The sequence below is a fragment of the Neisseria zalophi genome, from assembly GCF_008807015.1.
Lineage (GTDB): Bacteria > Pseudomonadota > Gammaproteobacteria > Burkholderiales > Neisseriaceae > Neisseria > Neisseria zalophi.
In genome coordinates this window covers 975,711-992,601 of record NZ_CP031700.1, presented here as the reverse complement: position 1 = coordinate 992,601, position 16,891 = coordinate 975,711, and the positions used below count along the sequence as shown (strand labels likewise).

Genomic DNA, 16,891 nt, shown 5'->3' with positions numbered 1-16,891 from the left:
GGCGGCAACGGCAACCCGGCCGCATAAAAAACGGCAATATATACCATATTGCCCGGCTTTGGAACGGCAACCGATAAAGCTGTTAAAATACCCCTTTATCTTTGCCGACGGCACACACCGCCGCTGTTTATCCAATCAAGGAGTTCCCTGCCATGAACCGCAACGAAACATTATTCAACCGAGCCAAAAACATCATTCCCGGCGGGGTTAACTCGCCCGTACGCGCATTCGGCAGCGTCGGCGGCGTGCCACGTTTTATCAAAAAAGCCCAAGGCGCGTATGTGTGGGATGAAAACGACACCCGCTATATCGACTACGTCGGCTCATGGGGCCCCGCCATTGTCGGCCATGCCCACCCCGAAGTGGTCGAAGCCGTGCGCGAAGCCGCTTTGGGCGGGCTGTCGTTCGGTGCGCCTACCGAAGGCGAAATCATTATTGCCGAAACCATTGCCGAAATCGTGCCCAGCGTCGAACAACTGCGCCTAGTCAGCTCCGGCACCGAAGCCACCATGAGCGCCATCCGCTTAGCACGCGGCTTTACCAAGCGCGACAAAATCATTAAATTCGAAGGCTGCTATCACGGCCATTCCGACAGCCTGTTGGTCAAAGCCGGCAGCGGCCTGCTCACATTCGGCAACCCCAGCTCCGCCGGCGTGCCCGAAGATTTCACCAAACACACGCTGGTTTTGGAATACAACCATGTCGACCAACTTGAAGAAACTTTCGTCCGAATCGGCAGCGAAATCGCCTGCGTGATTGTCGAGCCTTTTGCCGGCAATATGAATCTGGTAAAACCTTCCGAAGCATTTATCCGCGCCTTACGCAGCCTCACCGAACAACACGGCGCAGTATTGATTTACGACGAAGTGATGACCGGATTCCGCGTTGCCCTCGGCGGCGCACAATCCCTACACGGCATCCGCCCCGACCTCACCACAATGGGTAAAGTTATCGGCGGCGGCATGCCCTTAGCCGCTTTCGGCGGGCGCAAAGACATTATGGCCTGCATTTCCCCGCTCGGCGGCGTTTATCAGGCCGGCACCCTTTCCGGCAACCCCGTGGCCGTCGCCGCCGGATTAAAAACCCTCGAAATCATCCGCCGTAAAGGTTTTTACGAACAACTCACCGAACACACCCAAAGGCTGACAAACGGCTTCCAAGCAGCTGCCCAAGAAGCCGGCGTTACCTTCAGCGCCGATTCGGTCGGCGGCATGTTCGGCCTATATTTTGCCGACAGCAAACCGCAAAGCTATGCCGATATGACCCGTTCCGACACCGAAAACTTCAAACGCTTCTTCCACGGCATGCTCGAACGCGGCGTTGCTTTCGGCCCCTCCGCCTACGAAGCCTGCTTTATGTCTGCCGCCCACACACCCGAACTGATCGACGAAACCATCGCTACCGCACGGCAAGTTTTCCAAAATATGGCAGCTTAAATTCATTATCAGCAAGCATGTGTTGATATGATTAAAGGCCGTCTGAAAGATAAACTTCAGACGGCCTTTAATACAAATATCAGCTGGCCGCTTACCATATCGCCTAAATTAATTTGCGCTACAATGGCAACGTTTGCGATGCCTAAAAAGGAATGGTTAATGAACAATATTTACGGCTTTACGGTTAAAAATACACAAGGTGCGGATATTCCGTTGTCGGATTATGCGGGCAAGGTCGTATTGATTGTGAATACGGCTACGCACTGCGGTTTCACACCGCAATATCGGGAATTACAAACTTTATACAGCCGCTATGCCGCCGAAGGTTTTGAAATCTTGGATTTTCCGTGCAACCAATTCCGTGGGCAGGCGCCGGAAAGCGGCAGTGAAATCGCGCAAATATGCGAAACCCGTTTCGGCACACAATTTACAACGTTTGAAAAAATCGACGTCAACGGTGCCGATGCCCATCCGCTTTATGTTTATTTGAAAACGCAACAGCCGAAAGACGAAGGCGGCCGCCTGATAACGGACGGGCTGTTAAAGCTGGCCTCTTTGGGCAGCAAACGGGCACACGGTGATATTCAATGGAATTTCACCAAGTTTTTGGTTAACCGCGAGGGGTTGGTGACGGCACGTTTTGCGCCGTCGATTGCACCGCTTGCTATTGAAAAGGCTATCCGCGAATTGCTTTGAATGGTAAACGGATACGATTGGGAAAGGAATAAAATGGAAAAACGCGAACTGGGCAGAACCGGTATTCAGGTAACGAAAATATGCTTGGGCACGATGACTTGGGGCGAACAGAATACGGAAGCCGAAGCGCACGAGCAATTAGACTATGCATTGGCCAACGGTGTGAATTTTATCGACACGGCCGAAATGTATCCGGTGCCGCCGAGCAAGGAAACCTATACCCGCACCGAGCAATATATCGGCAATTGGATCAAACGGCGCGGCAAGCGCGATGATTTTGTGTTGGCCAGTAAAATCGCGGGGCCGATGCGTTCGAATAATGCGCCCAGCTATATTAGAAACGGCAATGATTTTTCACGCGCGCAGATTATCGAAGCATGCGAAGCGAGCCTGAAGCGTTTGAACACCGATTATCTGGATTTGTATCAGCTTCACTGGCCGGAACGCCAAGTTAATTTTTTCGGTAAATCCGGTGTTTCCGCACTGCCCGATACCGAGCAATTTACGCCGTTTGACGAAGTGTTGGATGCTTTATCGCTATTGGTTCGACAAGGAAAAATCAGAGCGTTCGGGCTGTCGAACGAAACCCCGTGGGGTACGATGCGCTATTTAAACGAATATGAACGCAATAACGAATTGCCGAGAGTGGCGACCATACAAAACCCTTATAACCTACTCAACCGCAGCTACGAAACCGGTATGAGTGAGATTTCCCTACGCGAACAGGTGCCGCTATTGGCTTATTCGCCGCTGGCATTCGGTATGCTCACCGGTAAATACCGCAACGGCGCCATGCCCGAAAAAGCCCGCCTCACCTTATACAAACGTTTCCAACGTTATAACAAGCCGCTGGCGTTTACCGCTGTCGATCGTTATGCCGAAATTGCCGAACGATACGGATTAAGCCTAGCCCAAATGTCGCTTGCTTTTGTGAGCAACCGTTCTTTTGTAGCCAGCAATATTATCGGCGCGACCACAATGGAACAGTTGCGTGAAAATATTGCTTCCGCCGATTTGGTATTAAAAGACGAAGTGGTTGCCGCCATTAATGCGGTACATGAAGAAATTATGAATCCCTGCCCTTAAGCGACCACTGTTAATATTCCGGCCGTCTGAAAAGCCTTACCTGCTTTCAGACGGCCTTATTTTATATAGCCGAATGACCCGCCGGTAAAGACACATGCAGCCAAACCGTTTACAATATTAAAAGGTGCTTACTCAAAGTCTGAATAGGACAATACATCATGAAAATCACGACCCAATTTGATGCCGGTTCCGTTATCGTTACCGATTTAAGCAATCCGGCCAATATCCGCCTGAAACTCCGCCCCGACAATGCCTCCGATTTTGCCCAATGGTTTTATTTCCGTTTACAGGGCGCCGCCTATCAAAATTGTGTGATGCATTTTGAAAACGCCGCTTCATCGGCCTACCCCGCCGGTTGGGAAGATTATCAGGCCGTTGCTTCTTACGATCGTCAAAACTGGTTCCGTGTGCCATCCCGTTATGAAAACGGCGTGTTCACCATTGATCACACCCCATTGGCCAATAGTGTTTATTATGCCTATTTCGAACCCTATTCCCACGAACAACATTTAAACCTGCTCGGCGACGCCCAAGGCAGCGGTTTATGCCAGATTGACGACTTGGGCAGCACCGTTCAAGGCCGCGACATCAATCTGCTGACCATCGGCAATCAAGTGGCCAGTGACCTTAAAGTTTGGATTATCGCCCGCCAACACCCCGGCGAAACCATGGCCGAATGGTTTATCGAAGGCTTGCTCGGCCGCCTGCTCGACCCGCAAGACCCGACCGCCCGCGCATTATTAGACGGCGCAACCTTTTATATCGTCCCCAATATGAATCCCGACGGCGCGGTATTAGGCAATCTGCGCACCAATGCCGCCGGCGCCAACCTCAACCGCGAATGGCTGGAACCGACAGTAGAACGCAGCCCCGAAGTATATTATGTGCGTGAAAAAATGCAGGAAACCGGCGTGGATTTATTTCTCGATATCCACGGCGACGAAGCCATTCCTTTTGTGTTTGCCGCCGGCACCGAAGGTGTACCCTCTTATAACGAACGTATGGCCGCGTTAGAAACACAATTCAAAACCGCTTTTCTCGCCGCCAGCCCCGATTTTCAAGATGTTCACGGCTACGATAAAGACAAACCCGGCGAAGCCAATCTGAGCATGGCCACCGCTTGGGTCGGCGAACATTTCCGCTGTTTGGCCTATACGTTGGAAATGCCGTTTAAAGACAACGACAACCTGCCCGATAGTGACTTCGGCTGGAACGGCCAACGTTCTTTGCGTTTGGGCGAATCCATTTTATCGGCCATCTTAAACGTATTGCCCGATTTACGCGCCTAACGGTACAGCCAAATAATCTTAAAAAAAGATATTAAAGAGAAACGGTATAATCCATCCTTGTAGTGCAACAATGGTATTTGTGTATAACTCAATTACCATCCATACAAAAGTTTATAACGACTTTAATCGTAATGGAGACAGTAATGACGCCATTAAATGCTTTATTGGATAGTAGGGAAACCATTATTTGGCAAGGGAAACCCAGCCATTTGCTCTATACCATCGGTACAAGACCTTTGTTCTACGTTTTTGCCATATTATGGGGTCTTTTTGATTGGCAGTTTTTTCGTGCTTTTAACAGCTTTGGTACTGCCATTCATCAAGACCCCATTTTCCCTATCAACCTATTTATGCTGATTCATCTTGCTCCGGTGTGGTATGCAATATTCTCACTTATTTACCGTTTTTTTAACTGGTATAGAGTAATTTACGCACTAACCGACCGACGTATTTATCTCACTTCAGGCTTAGTAGGCAACGATATAAAAAGTATAGAATGGCCGGAAGTTAAAGATCTTTCGGTTAATGTCGGCTTTTTGGAAAACATGATGCAACGCGGCACAATATCGGTATCCGGATATAAGTTAATGGGTGTAGAAAATCCATATGATTTGTATAAGAGAATTAAAGATATGGCTGTAGATATCAGTAGCGACCGTACCTTCCCCAATGAATTCCGCCCAGCAGAAAACCCCGGTTATAACACACGCTATAAAGCATAGTATAGAATCATCATGCCGCATCTAAGATGCGGCATGATGCTATAAAGAATGACTTACTATCAAAGAAATAAAACAACTATGAATTACGCCCTTGATGCCTTATGGTGGCGGCTGACCGATCCTTATGTACGCGATTTGGCCGCTATTCTGACCGCCCCGCCGCTATGGCACAGCGGTTTCGAATTATCGGTACGCGCTTTATTGGGGGAAACGGGCTTTCGCTATCTGCTGGATTTAAACGACTATCCCGAACAACTGCAACAATCGGTGAACAACAAACAACCGTTTGCCGGACGTTTGGGATTTTATGCGGAACATTTATTGGCATTTTGGCTAGAAAACGCACCGCACACCGAATTACTCGGCCACAATGTTGTTTTAAAAAATGCCGAAGGGCAAACCGAAGGCGAGGCCGACTTTATCGCCTTATTCAATGGCGAACCTTATCATCTCGAACTTACCTGCAAATATTACGGCTGCCTTTCCGGCAGGCCGTCTGAAATGGTAGGACTCAATCCGAACGACAGCCTGCTACAAAAAGCAGCCAAGCTAAAACACCAATTGGGTTTGCTCAATAGCGAATCCGGCAGAAAAATCTTATCCGGCCTGCGTGTAGATCCGCAAAAAATGAAAACCGCTTCGATTGTACGCGGCGTCGGCTTTTCCGCCAAAGCACAACCCGTACCAACCGAACCGTTAAACGCCTACGGCTGGCACGGCCAGTATGTGGAACACTGGACAGACGATATATTTTCAGACGGCCACGAGCACCGATATTATGTTTTCCCACGTATGAACCTGCTCGCGCCGGCCAGAGTACGCAGTCAGGATACTGTCGGGCAGGCCGAAATCTGTGCGGTAAAAAGCGGTATCGTTGCAGTATTGACACAACGGCCGGACGGCTACTGGCATGAGAGCCAACGCATTATGAAGACGGATACCGATGTATCATAAAGCTCAGGCCGTCTGAAAACAGTATCCATGCAGGAAAATTTTCTATCGCACACCGGCCGAATTCGTGATGGTTATCAACTGTCTATAAAATTTATATTTCATAACACTCTTTACATAAATTTTAAAGTAGGCAGCCGTGCAATTCGTTATAAAAAGGCGTACATTAACCAATAGAGATCGATAACCTTTATCAACAAGGAGTGCAAGATGAATATCATTCAAACAACCGTTATTTTATCTGCCGCCTTATCACTTGCCGCCTGTGCCATTACGCCCGAACAAAAAGCCGCCCGTGAAGCTGCCCGCATACGATATGAGCAAGACTTGCAAGTTTCTCTTGCCGCCCAATGCGACAGAGACGCTGCAAACCTGATGCGCGAACAATTTAGCAACCGGCCACGAAGCGAAAAAGAGCAAAAAGAATTTCGTGCACGCTATGTCGATAAAATATCCGATCCGCTCTTCCAAGCCTGTTACAAATTAGCATGGCAAAACCATATTGCCCAACAACGGCTTGAGCGTATGCGCTATTACCACGATTGGGACGACTTTTATTATCCCTTCCATAGACGCTACTGCTACTACTGTTGGTAAATTTTTCAGACGGCCTCAAGGCCGTCTGAATGTTTATCTACCTTAAAAATTATCATATCACCGCATCATTACAATATGCCTTAATATTCAAAACGCCCATGTAACCCATTTTTAACAATACATGTCATTATTTACTATGATGATATTCATATTTTTTATCAGACAATCATCAATTTCCTCTGCATTTCAAACAATCATTCAGGCATAATACACACTTTTCTATCTGCCCGTTTTTCTTACAGTTCAAACTGCTTTTAATTATTTCGCGGCAAAACAAAAACAAACACTAGCTGTTAGGATAAAGGAAATATATGTCTGCCCAAAATCCGTCACTTATCGGTGGCGCATTGATTATCGCCGGAACCGTTATCGGTGCCGGTATGTTTGCCAATCCTACCGCCACTTCAGGCATATGGTTTACCGGCTCGCTGGTTGTACTCCTCTATACTTGGTTTTCTATGTTATCCAGCGGTTTGATGCTACTGGAGGTGAATACCCATTATCCGCACGGTGCCAGTTTCGACACGATGGTGAAAGACTTACTCGGCAAAAGCTGGAATATTATCAATGGCATTGCCGTCGCTTTCGTGCTCTATCTGCTCACTTATGCTTATATTTTTGTCGGCGGCGATTTAACGGCACAAGGCTTGGGCAACCTGCTGAACGGCCAAGTCGGACTGCCTGCGGGGCAGTTAATCTTTTTTACCGTGCTGGCGTTCTGCGTTTGGGCATCAACTTATCTGGTCGACCGGCTCACCAGTATTTTAATCGGCGGCATGGTCATTGCTTTTTTCTGGGCAACCGGCGGATTATTATCCGAAGTGAAACTGCCCGTTTTATTCGACAGCCAAGCCCAAGCCGGTACGCAATACTGGATTTATACCGCATCCGCCCTACCCGTCTGCCTTGCTTCATTCGGCTTTCACGGCAATGTTTCCAGCCTGTTGAAATATTTTAACGGCAATGCCCGAAAAGTCGCCCGCGCTCTGCAACTCGGCACACTGATTGCCCTAACTATTTATATCGTGTGGCAATTGGCTATTCAGGGCAACCTGCCGCGCAGCAGCTTCGCCCCTGTAATTGAAGCAGGCGGACAGGTATCGGTGTTGATTGATACGCTATCTAAATATGTGCCTACCGGCAGCATGAATACCGTTTTGTCGTTCTTTGCCTATATGGCGATTGCCACTTCGTTTTTAGGGGTTACTTTAGGCTTATTCGATTATCTGGCCGATCTCTTCAAATGGGACGACAGCACGGCAGGGCGCACAAAAACCGCCGCGCTCACTTTTCTACCGCCTTTAATCTGCTGCCTGCTTTTCCCCACAGGATTCGTAACCGTTATCGGCTATGTCGGACTGGCGGCTACGGTTTGGACGGCATTGATTCCGGCCATGCTGCTGTTTAAAGCACGCAAAAAATTTCCGGACAACGAGGGCTACCGCGTTTATGGTGGCCTGTGGTTAATCGTATGGGTGTTTGCGTTCGGCATGATTAATATTGCCGCACAAATATTCAGCCAACTCGAAATCGTGCCGGTATTTAAAGGTTGAAAGCCGTCTGAAATCTTTCAGACGGCCTTAGGAAGTTAGAAAATCTAACAGCTATTCAAAATCTTACAATAGAATCAGCGGCTATACCACAACAACACCGGCAAGCACGGCAAAAATCGTGCAAACGGCGGCCGTTTATGGCATAATCGCCCATTCCGTTACCAACGGATTTCAGGAGTTTGTACAGGTTAAGGCTTGGCAAACTTGTCCGAACCGCAAGGTTCTTTATTTTTTCGGAGTTATCCATTATGGCATTAAGCGTAGAACAAAAAGCCGAAATCGTTAAAGATTTCCAACGCAAAGAAGGCGATACCGGCTCTTCTGAAGTACAAGTTGCTTTGTTGACTTTCCGCATCAACGATTTGACCCCCCACTTCAAAGCCAACCCTAAAGATCACCACAGCCGTCGCGGCTTGTTGAAAATGGTGAGCCAACGCCGCCGTTTGCTGGCCTACTTGCGCCGCACTCAGCCTGATACTTATCGCAATCTGATTACCCGCTTGGGTCTGCGTAAATAATCTTGCTGTTTTAAGTTGCTTTAAAACGCTGCTTTATATAAAGCAGCGTTTTTGTTTGGCTTGCCAACACGCAACCCTGTCTCACCCACTATCAATATAATGATTGCCATGCTTCTTTAATACGATTCCCGATAATACTCGACAATACGGTACAATCATCAGCTTTCCATCACCGTATGATGGCTTAAAGGCCGTCTGAAAACCATATCTCCATTATGCAACTCTTTAAATACCTACAAGCGCAAGGATTAGGCAGCCGCAAAGAATGCCTATGGCTCATTGAAAACGGCTGTATCGCCATTAATGGCGAAGTACGCGCCCAAGCACGCGATACAATCAGCCCCGATGAGGTCAAAACGCTTGAAGTAGACGGCAAATCGTTTACCGTTATCCCGCTGCCCTATTTTTATATCCTGCTCAATAAACCCACAGGCTATGAAACTTCGCACAAGCCTCAACACTACCCCAGCATATTCAGTTTGTTTCCCGCCAATATGCGCAATATCGATATGCAGGCAGTCGGCCGTTTGGATGCCGATACAACCGGTGTTCTGCTGATTACCAACGACGGCCGCTTTAACCATAAGCAAACCTCTCCCAAACACAAAGTCCCCAAAGTCTATCGGGTAACCTTAAAACACCCAGCCGATGAAACCTTATGCAACCAATTAAAACAAGGGGTGTTGCTCCATGATGAAAACGAAACCATTGCCGCTGCCGATGCTGTACTAGAATCACCACACATACTGATACTGACGATAACCGAAGGAAAATATCATCAAGTAAAACGTATGATTGCCGCAGCCGGAAACCGTGTGGAATACCTACATCGCAGCCATTTTGGTGAATGGCATATAGAAAATATTCCGGAAGGTGGTTGGAAGTTTATAGATATGTAAAGATAATACAGAAAAAATAAATCAAAATGTATTATTTTTATTTTTTAAAACAATAAAATATAAAAAAAATTATTATGTTTACAAAAATTAATACAAAAACTTATGAACTAATATATAATTCTTGTGTCTGAGTAACACTTGCTCCGAAAGGAGTAAGTAAGTGAGTAAGACGTTTTCCCCGTAATGTGTTTGGCCATCTATACTTTTCCCCTTAGTGTAGATGGTTTTTTTTGTTTATAAAAAATTAATTATTCAATATATATTAAACATATTTATTATTTATAATAAAATATTATCATAAGTTTTATATATTTTATCGTCATACTTATATTTGTTATTACAAACAAGCTAATATTGTCTTCATTTTTATTATCTTTAATACAGCCTTATAAACTTTTTTCACATTAATCTTATAAAAAACTGATAGTAATATCTATAAAAGTAATAATAGATAAAATGACAATGTCAAATAAAATTTACTTATAAATACAATTAGAGCTTCTCATCCATTGTATTTTTCAGACGGCCTTTTAATTAAAATAAAATTATTTACAAAATAACAAATAATCAACTGAACAAGACCGATGTATAGCCAATACATCAATCTACCAGTTATTCAAAATCATTAATTTTCTTTAAAAAATATTTATACAAAGCACTTCAATCAAGACCTATAAAATAAAAACACTATTTTCATTTCGATATAAACAACCAGCAAGATAGCAAATATATCAGAAAATATTCTATATAAATAGTTAATAATGACCTCCATCAAAAAATAAAACTGCTTATTCAACTTAAAATCATCTTGATATCCTTCGTTTCACACAATAATATTCAATTTTGCCAAACGGAGAAAAATATGTCGATAACATCAAAACATCATGATCCTTATGCCGGATACCGTGAATTAACCTTACGCGGTATGATTTTGGGTGCGTTGATTACCGTTATTTTCACGGCATCCAATGTTTATCTCGGTTTAAAAGTCGGTCTGACTTTTGCCTCTTCCATTCCTGCTGCCGTGATTTCCATGGCAGTTTTGAAATTTGCCAAAGACAGCAATATTCTGGAAAACAATATGGTGCAAACCCAAGCTTCTGCGGCGGGTACGCTTTCTACCATTATTTTTGTTTTACCCGGTTTATTAATGGCGGGCTATTGGAGCGGATTCCCGTTTTGGCAAACAACGCTGCTGTGCATGGCCGGCGGTATTCTAGGGGTGATTTTTACTATCCCCCTACGCTATGCGATGGTGGTGAAAAGTGATTTGCCCTACCCGGAAGGGGTGGCTGCGGCAGAAATTTTAAAAGTCGGTAGCGGCGAGCATGATGATGAAACCATTGGTAATCATGAAAGCGGTATTAAAGAAATTGCCGCAGGCGGTATTCTCGCCGGCTTAATGAGTTTTTTCAGTAACGGTTTACGCGTGATCGCCGATAGTGCGAGTTATTGGTTTAAATCCGGCAATGCCATCTTCCAATTACCGATGGGCTTTTCACTGGCTCTACTCGGTGCGGGCTATCTGGTCGGATTAACAGGCGGTATTGCTATTTTGATCGGTATTTTTATTGCATGGGGTGTAGCAGTACCCTACTTTTCCGCTACTGCGCCCCAACCGGCCGATATGGAAATGGTGGCCTATGCCATGGATCTTTGGCAAACGAAAGTACGCTTTATCGGTGCAGGTACCATTGGTATCGCCGCTGTATGGACGCTTATTTTGCTCTTTAAACCGATGATGGAAGGGATGCGCCTCTCTTTCCAAACGTTTAGCGGCAAAGCTGAAGCTTCCGAACACCGTGTCGAACAAGACCTTTCACCCAAATCCATGATTCTGTGGGTTTTGGGTATGATGCTGATTTTGGCGTTTTCGTTTTATCATTTTATTGAAAATGCCGGCATTTCCTCTGGATTGGCTTGGTTGTTGGTAATTGTCTGTACTTTACTAACTTCCATTATCGGCTTTTTGGTGGCTGCTGCCTGCGGTTATATGGCCGGTTTAGTGGGTTCTTCCTCCAGCCCGATTTCAGGTATCGGCATTGTGTCTATTCTAACCATTTCCATTGTATTACTGCTAATTGGCGAATCTTCCGGCTTGTTTGCCGATGAAGGCAGCCGCCAGTTTATGCTGGCATTGGCGCTATTCTGCGGTTCTGCCGTTATTTCGGTAGCGTCTATTTCCAATGACAACCTGCAAGATTTGAAAACCGGTTATTTGGTTCATGCAACACCGTGGCGGCAACAGGTTGCACTGATTATCGGTTGTGTGGTCGGTGCCGTTGTGATTGCACCTGTATTGGAAATTCTTTATCAGGCTTATGGTTTCACCGGTGCTATGCCACGCGAAGGTATGGATGCCGCTCAAGCACTGGCCGCACCGCAAGCCACACTGATGACCACAATCGCACAAGGTATTTTTGCACATAATCTGCAATGGACTTATATCTTCACTGGTGTGGCTATCGGCATTGCATTGATTATTGTAGATTGGCTGTTGAAGAAAAGTTCGGCATCCAAATTCAGCCTGCCTGTTTTGGCAGTGGGTATGGGTATCTATCTGCCTCCTTCCATTAATATGCCGATTATTATTGGAGCGGTTTTAGCGGCTGTTTTAAAATCTATCGTACGCAAACGCTACCCTTCGGATACCGAACGCCGTCTGAAACAAGCCGACCGCACAGGTACGCTGCTTGCTGCCGGTTTGATTGTCGGCGAGAGCCTGATTGGTGTGATTATGGCGTTTATTATTGCCGCCTCCGTTACCAGCGGCGGTTCTGATGCGCCACTGGCACTCAATTTGGAAAACTGGCATACCACCGCTTCATGGTTAGGCTTGGCGGTATTTATTGTCGGCATGCTGATTGTGGCGAAACGGGTATTGGCTTCTATACGTTAACTGTATAACAGCAGAATATCGGACTACCTTAAACAGTAGATAAGTTTATACCGAACAGGGGATTTCAAGTCATGTTGAATCCCCTTACTATTTAGCACAAACTTTATTTTTTATAAAAAAATAAATGGCTTAACCATCTAAAAATATATAAAAAGGCTTACCAATTTGGTAAGCCTTATACGGGGAAGAACCCTTGATTGCTCTTTCAAGCAATCAAATTTATATTATTTCAATATTTTTGCAACCTCTGCCAACAAAGGTGGCACATCCAGTGTATCCATCATCACTTCGATAAAGACCATTTTATCTTCGGCTTCCCTTGCCGCAGTTAATGCCGATTTCAGTGTTGCAGGAGTATTCACTTTCACTATTAAACTGTTATCTTCATTCGCACCAAACGCCCTCGGCATTACCTGCCAATCACATTTAGGAATGTCGTTATATAAAGCCGTTTCGCCATGAATTACTCTTTCAACAGTATAACCATCATTATTAATTAAAATAATAATCGGATTCAGTTTTTCACGAATCATAACGGCCAAATCTTGTACGGTTAATAATGCCGAACCGTCACCGATTAACAGTACTGCACGTTTATGTGGCGAAGCAATACCTGCTCCTAAACTTGCCGGCAGAGTGTAACCGATAGAACCCCACAATGGTTGCCCATAAAATGTTGTACCTTCTTTTAAACGAACATCGGTAATACCGAAATAAGACGTGCCCTGTTCGGCAAAAATTACACTGTTACTATCTAAATTTTCAGCAATAATATGCCATATATCTTGTTGTAATAGCGCAGCATCCTCTCCGCCCTCTTGCTGATATTCGCTAACTTCTCCAATAAGCGGTTTGGGAACAATATTAATACCTGAAACCAGCACTTCATGTAATGCTTTTAATGCGTCTTTCATCGCAATCGGAGCAAAAGTTTTGCCGGCCAACGTTACCCGTTCTTCTTGAATATCGACGGCTTTTTCTTTATCAATACGTTGAGAAAACCCAGCAGATGTGGTGTCTGTGAATGCAACACCCAATTTAATCAAACACTCGCTGTTTTCAACGGCATCCTTCACCACAGGATGTGAAACATTACCGACATACACCCCGGCCCAACGTTTATTGTTTTCATTTAATAATGTTTTGCCCCACGTTAAAGTGGCATAAGGAATATCCGTATCAGCAACCAGCGCTTTCAACTGAGATTGCAAACCCAAACGGTGTACCATTAAATCTGCAATTAAGGCAGTCGTTTTACCTTCGATAAATTGGCTGAGGGTTTGTTTGAAATCCGCCAAAGCCACTTGACTGGTAATATCTTCTTCAAAATCGGTAAGTCTGGTGGTTGGCGGATAAATCGCCATTTTAGCTACATCGGGAGACAGTAATAAATAACCCGGGCGTTGTTTCTTCATAATCATACGAATCACTCGGTCGATTTCCGATGCCGCATTCTCCGGTGTAATATTTGCTTGTGCAACGCTCACAGGCTCTACCATTTTCATAAAATGGTTGAACATACCGTCACCCAAACTATGGTGAATAATATATTTTCCGTCTTGTAGTTTTGTATTGGGTGCGCCGACAATATGCAAAACAGGTGCATACTCCGCAAAAGAACCGGCCGTAGCATTAATGGCCGACAATTCCCCCACACCAAAAGTGGTAACCATGGCCGCAAATCTACGCTCGCGAGCATAACCATCGGCAGCATAACCCGCATTCAGCTCATTGGTATTGCCCACCCAACGTAATTTATCCGAATCAAGGATATTATCTAGAAAGGGAAGGTTGTAATCCCCGGGCACACCAAAAATCTCGGTTGCCCCAGCTTCCGCTACGCGATCGAATAAATAGTCTGCAATGGTGTATGTTTTATTTTCCATATTGCTGTCTCCTATTTTGATGTATGACACATATTGAAATAGATATTGATGAATGAGGTTAAACATTACACCAAAATAGACCGGTCGTCTATAATATTTATTAATCCATATTAAATTAAATATATCATTATTTATAAAACAAAAATTTAATAAAATGGGAACCGAATATACAGAAAAAAACTATTGAAATTTTTTGTAATCACTATACAAAAGTTGCTGATATGAAACAGATCCAAGCCTCATATCATATTTTTGATTGTGAAGTTTATTGACTTATCCACCACTATTTCACTATCAGAATTCAATCATACCCTAGTTCGGATAACATCATCTGCCATACTTCCGAAAGCGGATTATCTGATTGGCTAATCTTGGTGACCAAACTTGCTCCTAACCAAGTGTAGTACCAACGACTGGCAAGGCTTTCTGCCGAAATGTCGGTTTTAGGCGTTAGCGAGCCATCTTCCCAGCCTGCTTTAATTTGTTCACAGAGCCAATCGATAATGACTTGATATGTTTTCGCCAAAGCCTTCCGCATCACATCCGAACTGTCTGCTACTTCACCGCTCAATTTAACAATTAAACATTTTTCTCGCGAAGATACATTTTTCTGAGAGTCATACCAATATTGGAAATATTCATAAAGTTTTTGTCGGGTAGTAATCTGTTTTTTGGAAATAGTATCAATATGTTTTTGATGATTAAACAAATAATATTCGATTATTTCCTCACCAAAAGCTTCTTTTGACTCGAAATAATGATAAAAAGAGCCTTTCGGTATACCTGCGGTATCCAGTATTTCCTTCAAACCAACCGCGGTAAAACCCTTGCGGGCAATTAATTGATAACCGACATCTAAAATATGTGTTTTAGTATCCGAATATGTTTTTTCCGGCAATTGAACTTCACTCATTTTTAATACTTTCTTCCGGCCAATCTTATTTATATATGATAATTTTCTATAAAAAAGAGCCGATATTTCGATGAGACTGATTTGGCTACTATCCGCAATCTAAGCCAATCATACTGACAAGCTAATGCTTGAAATATTCTAGCACACAACCCAACATAAGCTTCCATATTCGGCAAGTATAACCAGCTATATTCCTTTCGTTATCTACCCTCCTTCGTCAGTCTGTTTTTAAATGGCACTAAATTTCAGACGGCCTCATCAGATATTCCTAGCCAATAGGCAGGTTCAAACTGTTTTCCAACCGATGAAAACTTTTTCGGAATACGGCAAATTATGCGATAATCTTTATCTAAACCCTTAATATTCCACACAGGAACATTCATGTCAGACGAAAAAAGCAAAGCATTAGCAGCAGCACTTGCACAAATTGAAAAAAACTTTGGCAAAGGCTCCATTATGAAAATGGACGGCAGCCATAAAGATGAAAATTTAGAAGTGATTTCCACCGGTTCGCTCGGTTTGGATTTGGCACTCGGTGTCGGTGGTTTACCGCGCGGCCGCGTGGTTGAAATTTTCGGCCCCGAATCTTCAGGTAAAACCACTTTATGTTTGGAAGCCGTTGCCCAATGCCAGAAAAACGGCGGTACTTGTGCCTTTATCGATGCCGAAAATGCCTTCGATCCTATTTATGCCCGTAAATTGGGCGTGAAAGTAGAAGATTTACTGGTTTCCCAACCCGATACCGGTGAGCAAGCACTGGAAATTTGCGATATGTTGGTTCGTTCCGGCGGCGTGGATATGGTTGTGGTCGATTCCGTGGCTGCACTGGTGCCGAAAGCCGAAATCGAAGGCGAAATGGGTGATAGCCATGTCGGCCTGCAAGCGCGCCTGATGAGCCAAGCCTTGCGCAAACTCACCGGCCATATCAAAAAAACCAACACACTGGTGATTTTCATTAACCAAATCCGTATGAAAATCGGCGTGATGTTCGGCAGCCCCGAAACCACAACCGGCGGTAATGCCTTGAAATTCTATGCTTCCGTCCGCTTGGATATCCGCCGCACCGGTGCGATTAAAAAAGGCGATGATGTTTTAGGTAATGAAACCAAAGTCAAAGTGATTAAAAACAAAGTGGCGCCACCGTTCCGCCAAGCCGAATTTGATATCCTCTACGGTGAAGGTGTGAGCTGGGAAGGCGAACTGATTGATTTAGGCGTTAAATTCGATATCGTTGAAAAATCAGGTGCTTGGTATAGCTATAATGGCGCCAAAATCGGCCAAGGCAAAGACAATGTGCGCGTATGGCTGAAAGAAAACCCCGAAATTGCCAATGAAATCGATGCGAAAATCCGTGCCAAAGCAGGCATCAATGTTCAAATCACCGAAGGTACGCTAGACGATACCGACGGCGAACAGCCTGAAGAATAAAAGATTTTCCATATATAA

Annotated in this window: 14 protein-coding genes; 12 read left to right on the top strand and 2 right to left on the bottom strand. The window is 44.8% G+C overall.

Translation table 11 applies throughout. The features are described 5' to 3' along the window. Positions 1–152 precede the first annotated feature (152 nt). The 11 genes from hemL (at position 153) to D0T92_RS04475 (ending at position 12,646) form a co-directional block, all read left to right on the top strand. Positions 153–1,436, top strand: coding sequence for a glutamate-1-semialdehyde 2,1-aminomutase (gene hemL, locus D0T92_RS04525; protein WP_151050629.1), 1,284 nt, complete (start codon positions 153–155; stop codon positions 1,434–1,436). Positions 1,437–1,595: 159 nt separating this feature from the next. Beyond that, entirely contained in the window at positions 1,596–2,132 is a 537-nt protein-coding gene (locus tag D0T92_RS04520; protein WP_151050627.1) for a glutathione peroxidase, read from the top strand. A 33-nt stretch (positions 2,133–2,165) separates the two neighbouring features. Continuing rightward, positions 2,166–3,218, top strand: coding sequence for an NADP(H)-dependent aldo-keto reductase (locus D0T92_RS04515; RefSeq protein WP_151050625.1), 1,053 nt, complete (start codon positions 2,166–2,168; stop codon positions 3,216–3,218). A gap of 155 nt (positions 3,219–3,373) precedes the next feature. Further along, on the top strand, positions 3,374–4,507 hold the full coding sequence (locus tag D0T92_RS04510; protein ID WP_151050623.1) for a M14 family metallopeptidase: 1,134 nt from the start codon (positions 3,374–3,376) through the stop codon (positions 4,505–4,507). Positions 4,508–4,650: 143 nt separating this feature from the next. Continuing rightward, positions 4,651–5,229, top strand: coding sequence for a PH domain-containing protein (locus tag D0T92_RS04505; protein ID WP_225315143.1), 579 nt, complete (start codon positions 4,651–4,653; stop codon positions 5,227–5,229). Positions 5,230–5,307: 78 nt separating this feature from the next. Further along, the gene (locus D0T92_RS04500) at positions 5,308–6,183 is read left to right on the top strand and encodes a DUF1853 family protein (RefSeq protein ID WP_151050621.1); all 876 of its coding nucleotides are present in this window, start codon (positions 5,308–5,310) and stop codon (positions 6,181–6,183) included. A gap of 207 nt (positions 6,184–6,390) precedes the next feature. Then, positions 6,391–6,777, top strand: a complete 387-nt coding sequence (locus tag D0T92_RS04495; RefSeq protein WP_151050618.1) for a hypothetical protein — start codon at positions 6,391–6,393, stop codon at positions 6,775–6,777. Between the two features lie 311 nt (positions 6,778–7,088). Then, on the top strand, positions 7,089–8,330 hold the full coding sequence (locus tag D0T92_RS04490; protein ID WP_151050616.1) for an aromatic amino acid transporter: 1,242 nt from the start codon (positions 7,089–7,091) through the stop codon (positions 8,328–8,330). Positions 8,331–8,578: 248 nt separating this feature from the next. Beyond that, the gene (gene rpsO / locus D0T92_RS04485) at positions 8,579–8,848 is read left to right on the top strand and encodes a 30S ribosomal protein S15 (RefSeq protein ID WP_151050614.1); all 270 of its coding nucleotides are present in this window, start codon (positions 8,579–8,581) and stop codon (positions 8,846–8,848) included. Between the two features lie 215 nt (positions 8,849–9,063). Next, positions 9,064–9,747: a pseudouridine synthase gene (locus D0T92_RS04480; protein WP_151050612.1), complete on the top strand. Its 684-nt coding sequence runs from the start codon at positions 9,064–9,066 to the stop codon at positions 9,745–9,747. A gap of 862 nt (positions 9,748–10,609) precedes the next feature. Then, complete coding sequence (locus D0T92_RS04475) at positions 10,610–12,646, top strand: OPT family oligopeptide transporter (protein ID WP_151050610.1); 2,037 nt, start codon at positions 10,610–10,612, stop codon at positions 12,644–12,646. A gap of 224 nt (positions 12,647–12,870) precedes the next feature. On the opposite strand, the gene D0T92_RS04470 is transcribed toward D0T92_RS04475, so the two are convergent. Together D0T92_RS04470 and D0T92_RS04465 are read right to left on the bottom strand one after the other, a co-directional pair. Further along, on the bottom strand, positions 12,871–14,532 hold the full coding sequence (locus D0T92_RS04470; protein WP_151050608.1) for an alpha-keto acid decarboxylase family protein: 1,662 nt from the start codon (positions 14,530–14,532) through the stop codon (positions 12,871–12,873). A 301-nt stretch (positions 14,533–14,833) separates the two neighbouring features. After that, positions 14,834–15,445, bottom strand: coding sequence for a TetR/AcrR family transcriptional regulator (locus D0T92_RS04465; protein WP_151050606.1), 612 nt, complete (start codon positions 15,443–15,445; stop codon positions 14,834–14,836). Between the two features lie 381 nt (positions 15,446–15,826). Between D0T92_RS04465 and recA the strand changes: the two genes are divergently transcribed. Then, the gene (gene recA / locus D0T92_RS04460) at positions 15,827–16,873 is read left to right on the top strand and encodes a recombinase RecA (RefSeq protein ID WP_151050604.1); all 1,047 of its coding nucleotides are present in this window, start codon (positions 15,827–15,829) and stop codon (positions 16,871–16,873) included. Positions 16,874–16,891: the final 18 nt, after the last annotated feature.

What these genes read in the sequence shown, in the direction of transcription:
- hemL (WP_151050629.1), top strand. Translation starts at nt 153, where the DNA reads ATGAACCGCAACGAAACATTATTCAACCGAGCCAAAAACATCATTCCC.
- D0T92_RS04520 (WP_151050627.1), top strand. Translation starts at nt 1,596, where the DNA reads ATGAACAATATTTACGGCTTTACGGTTAAAAATACACAAGGTGCGGAT.
- D0T92_RS04515 (WP_151050625.1), top strand. Translation starts at nt 2,166, where the DNA reads ATGGAAAAACGCGAACTGGGCAGAACCGGTATTCAGGTAACGAAAATA.
- D0T92_RS04505 (WP_225315143.1), top strand. Translation starts at nt 4,651, where the DNA reads ATGACGCCATTAAATGCTTTATTGGATAGTAGGGAAACCATTATTTGG.
- D0T92_RS04500 (WP_151050621.1), top strand. Translation starts at nt 5,308, where the DNA reads ATGAATTACGCCCTTGATGCCTTATGGTGGCGGCTGACCGATCCTTAT.
- D0T92_RS04495 (WP_151050618.1), top strand. Translation starts at nt 6,391, where the DNA reads ATGAATATCATTCAAACAACCGTTATTTTATCTGCCGCCTTATCACTT.
- D0T92_RS04490 (WP_151050616.1), top strand. Translation starts at nt 7,089, where the DNA reads ATGTCTGCCCAAAATCCGTCACTTATCGGTGGCGCATTGATTATCGCC.
- rpsO (WP_151050614.1), top strand. Translation starts at nt 8,579, where the DNA reads ATGGCATTAAGCGTAGAACAAAAAGCCGAAATCGTTAAAGATTTCCAA.
- D0T92_RS04480 (WP_151050612.1), top strand. Translation starts at nt 9,064, where the DNA reads ATGCAACTCTTTAAATACCTACAAGCGCAAGGATTAGGCAGCCGCAAA.
- D0T92_RS04475 (WP_151050610.1), top strand. Translation starts at nt 10,610, where the DNA reads ATGTCGATAACATCAAAACATCATGATCCTTATGCCGGATACCGTGAA.
- D0T92_RS04470 (WP_151050608.1), bottom strand. Translation starts at nt 14,532, where the DNA reads ATGGAAAATAAAACATACACCATTGCAGACTATTTATTCGATCGCGTA.
- D0T92_RS04465 (WP_151050606.1), bottom strand. Translation starts at nt 15,445, where the DNA reads ATGAGTGAAGTTCAATTGCCGGAAAAAACATATTCGGATACTAAAACA.
- recA (WP_151050604.1), top strand. Translation starts at nt 15,827, where the DNA reads ATGTCAGACGAAAAAAGCAAAGCATTAGCAGCAGCACTTGCACAAATT.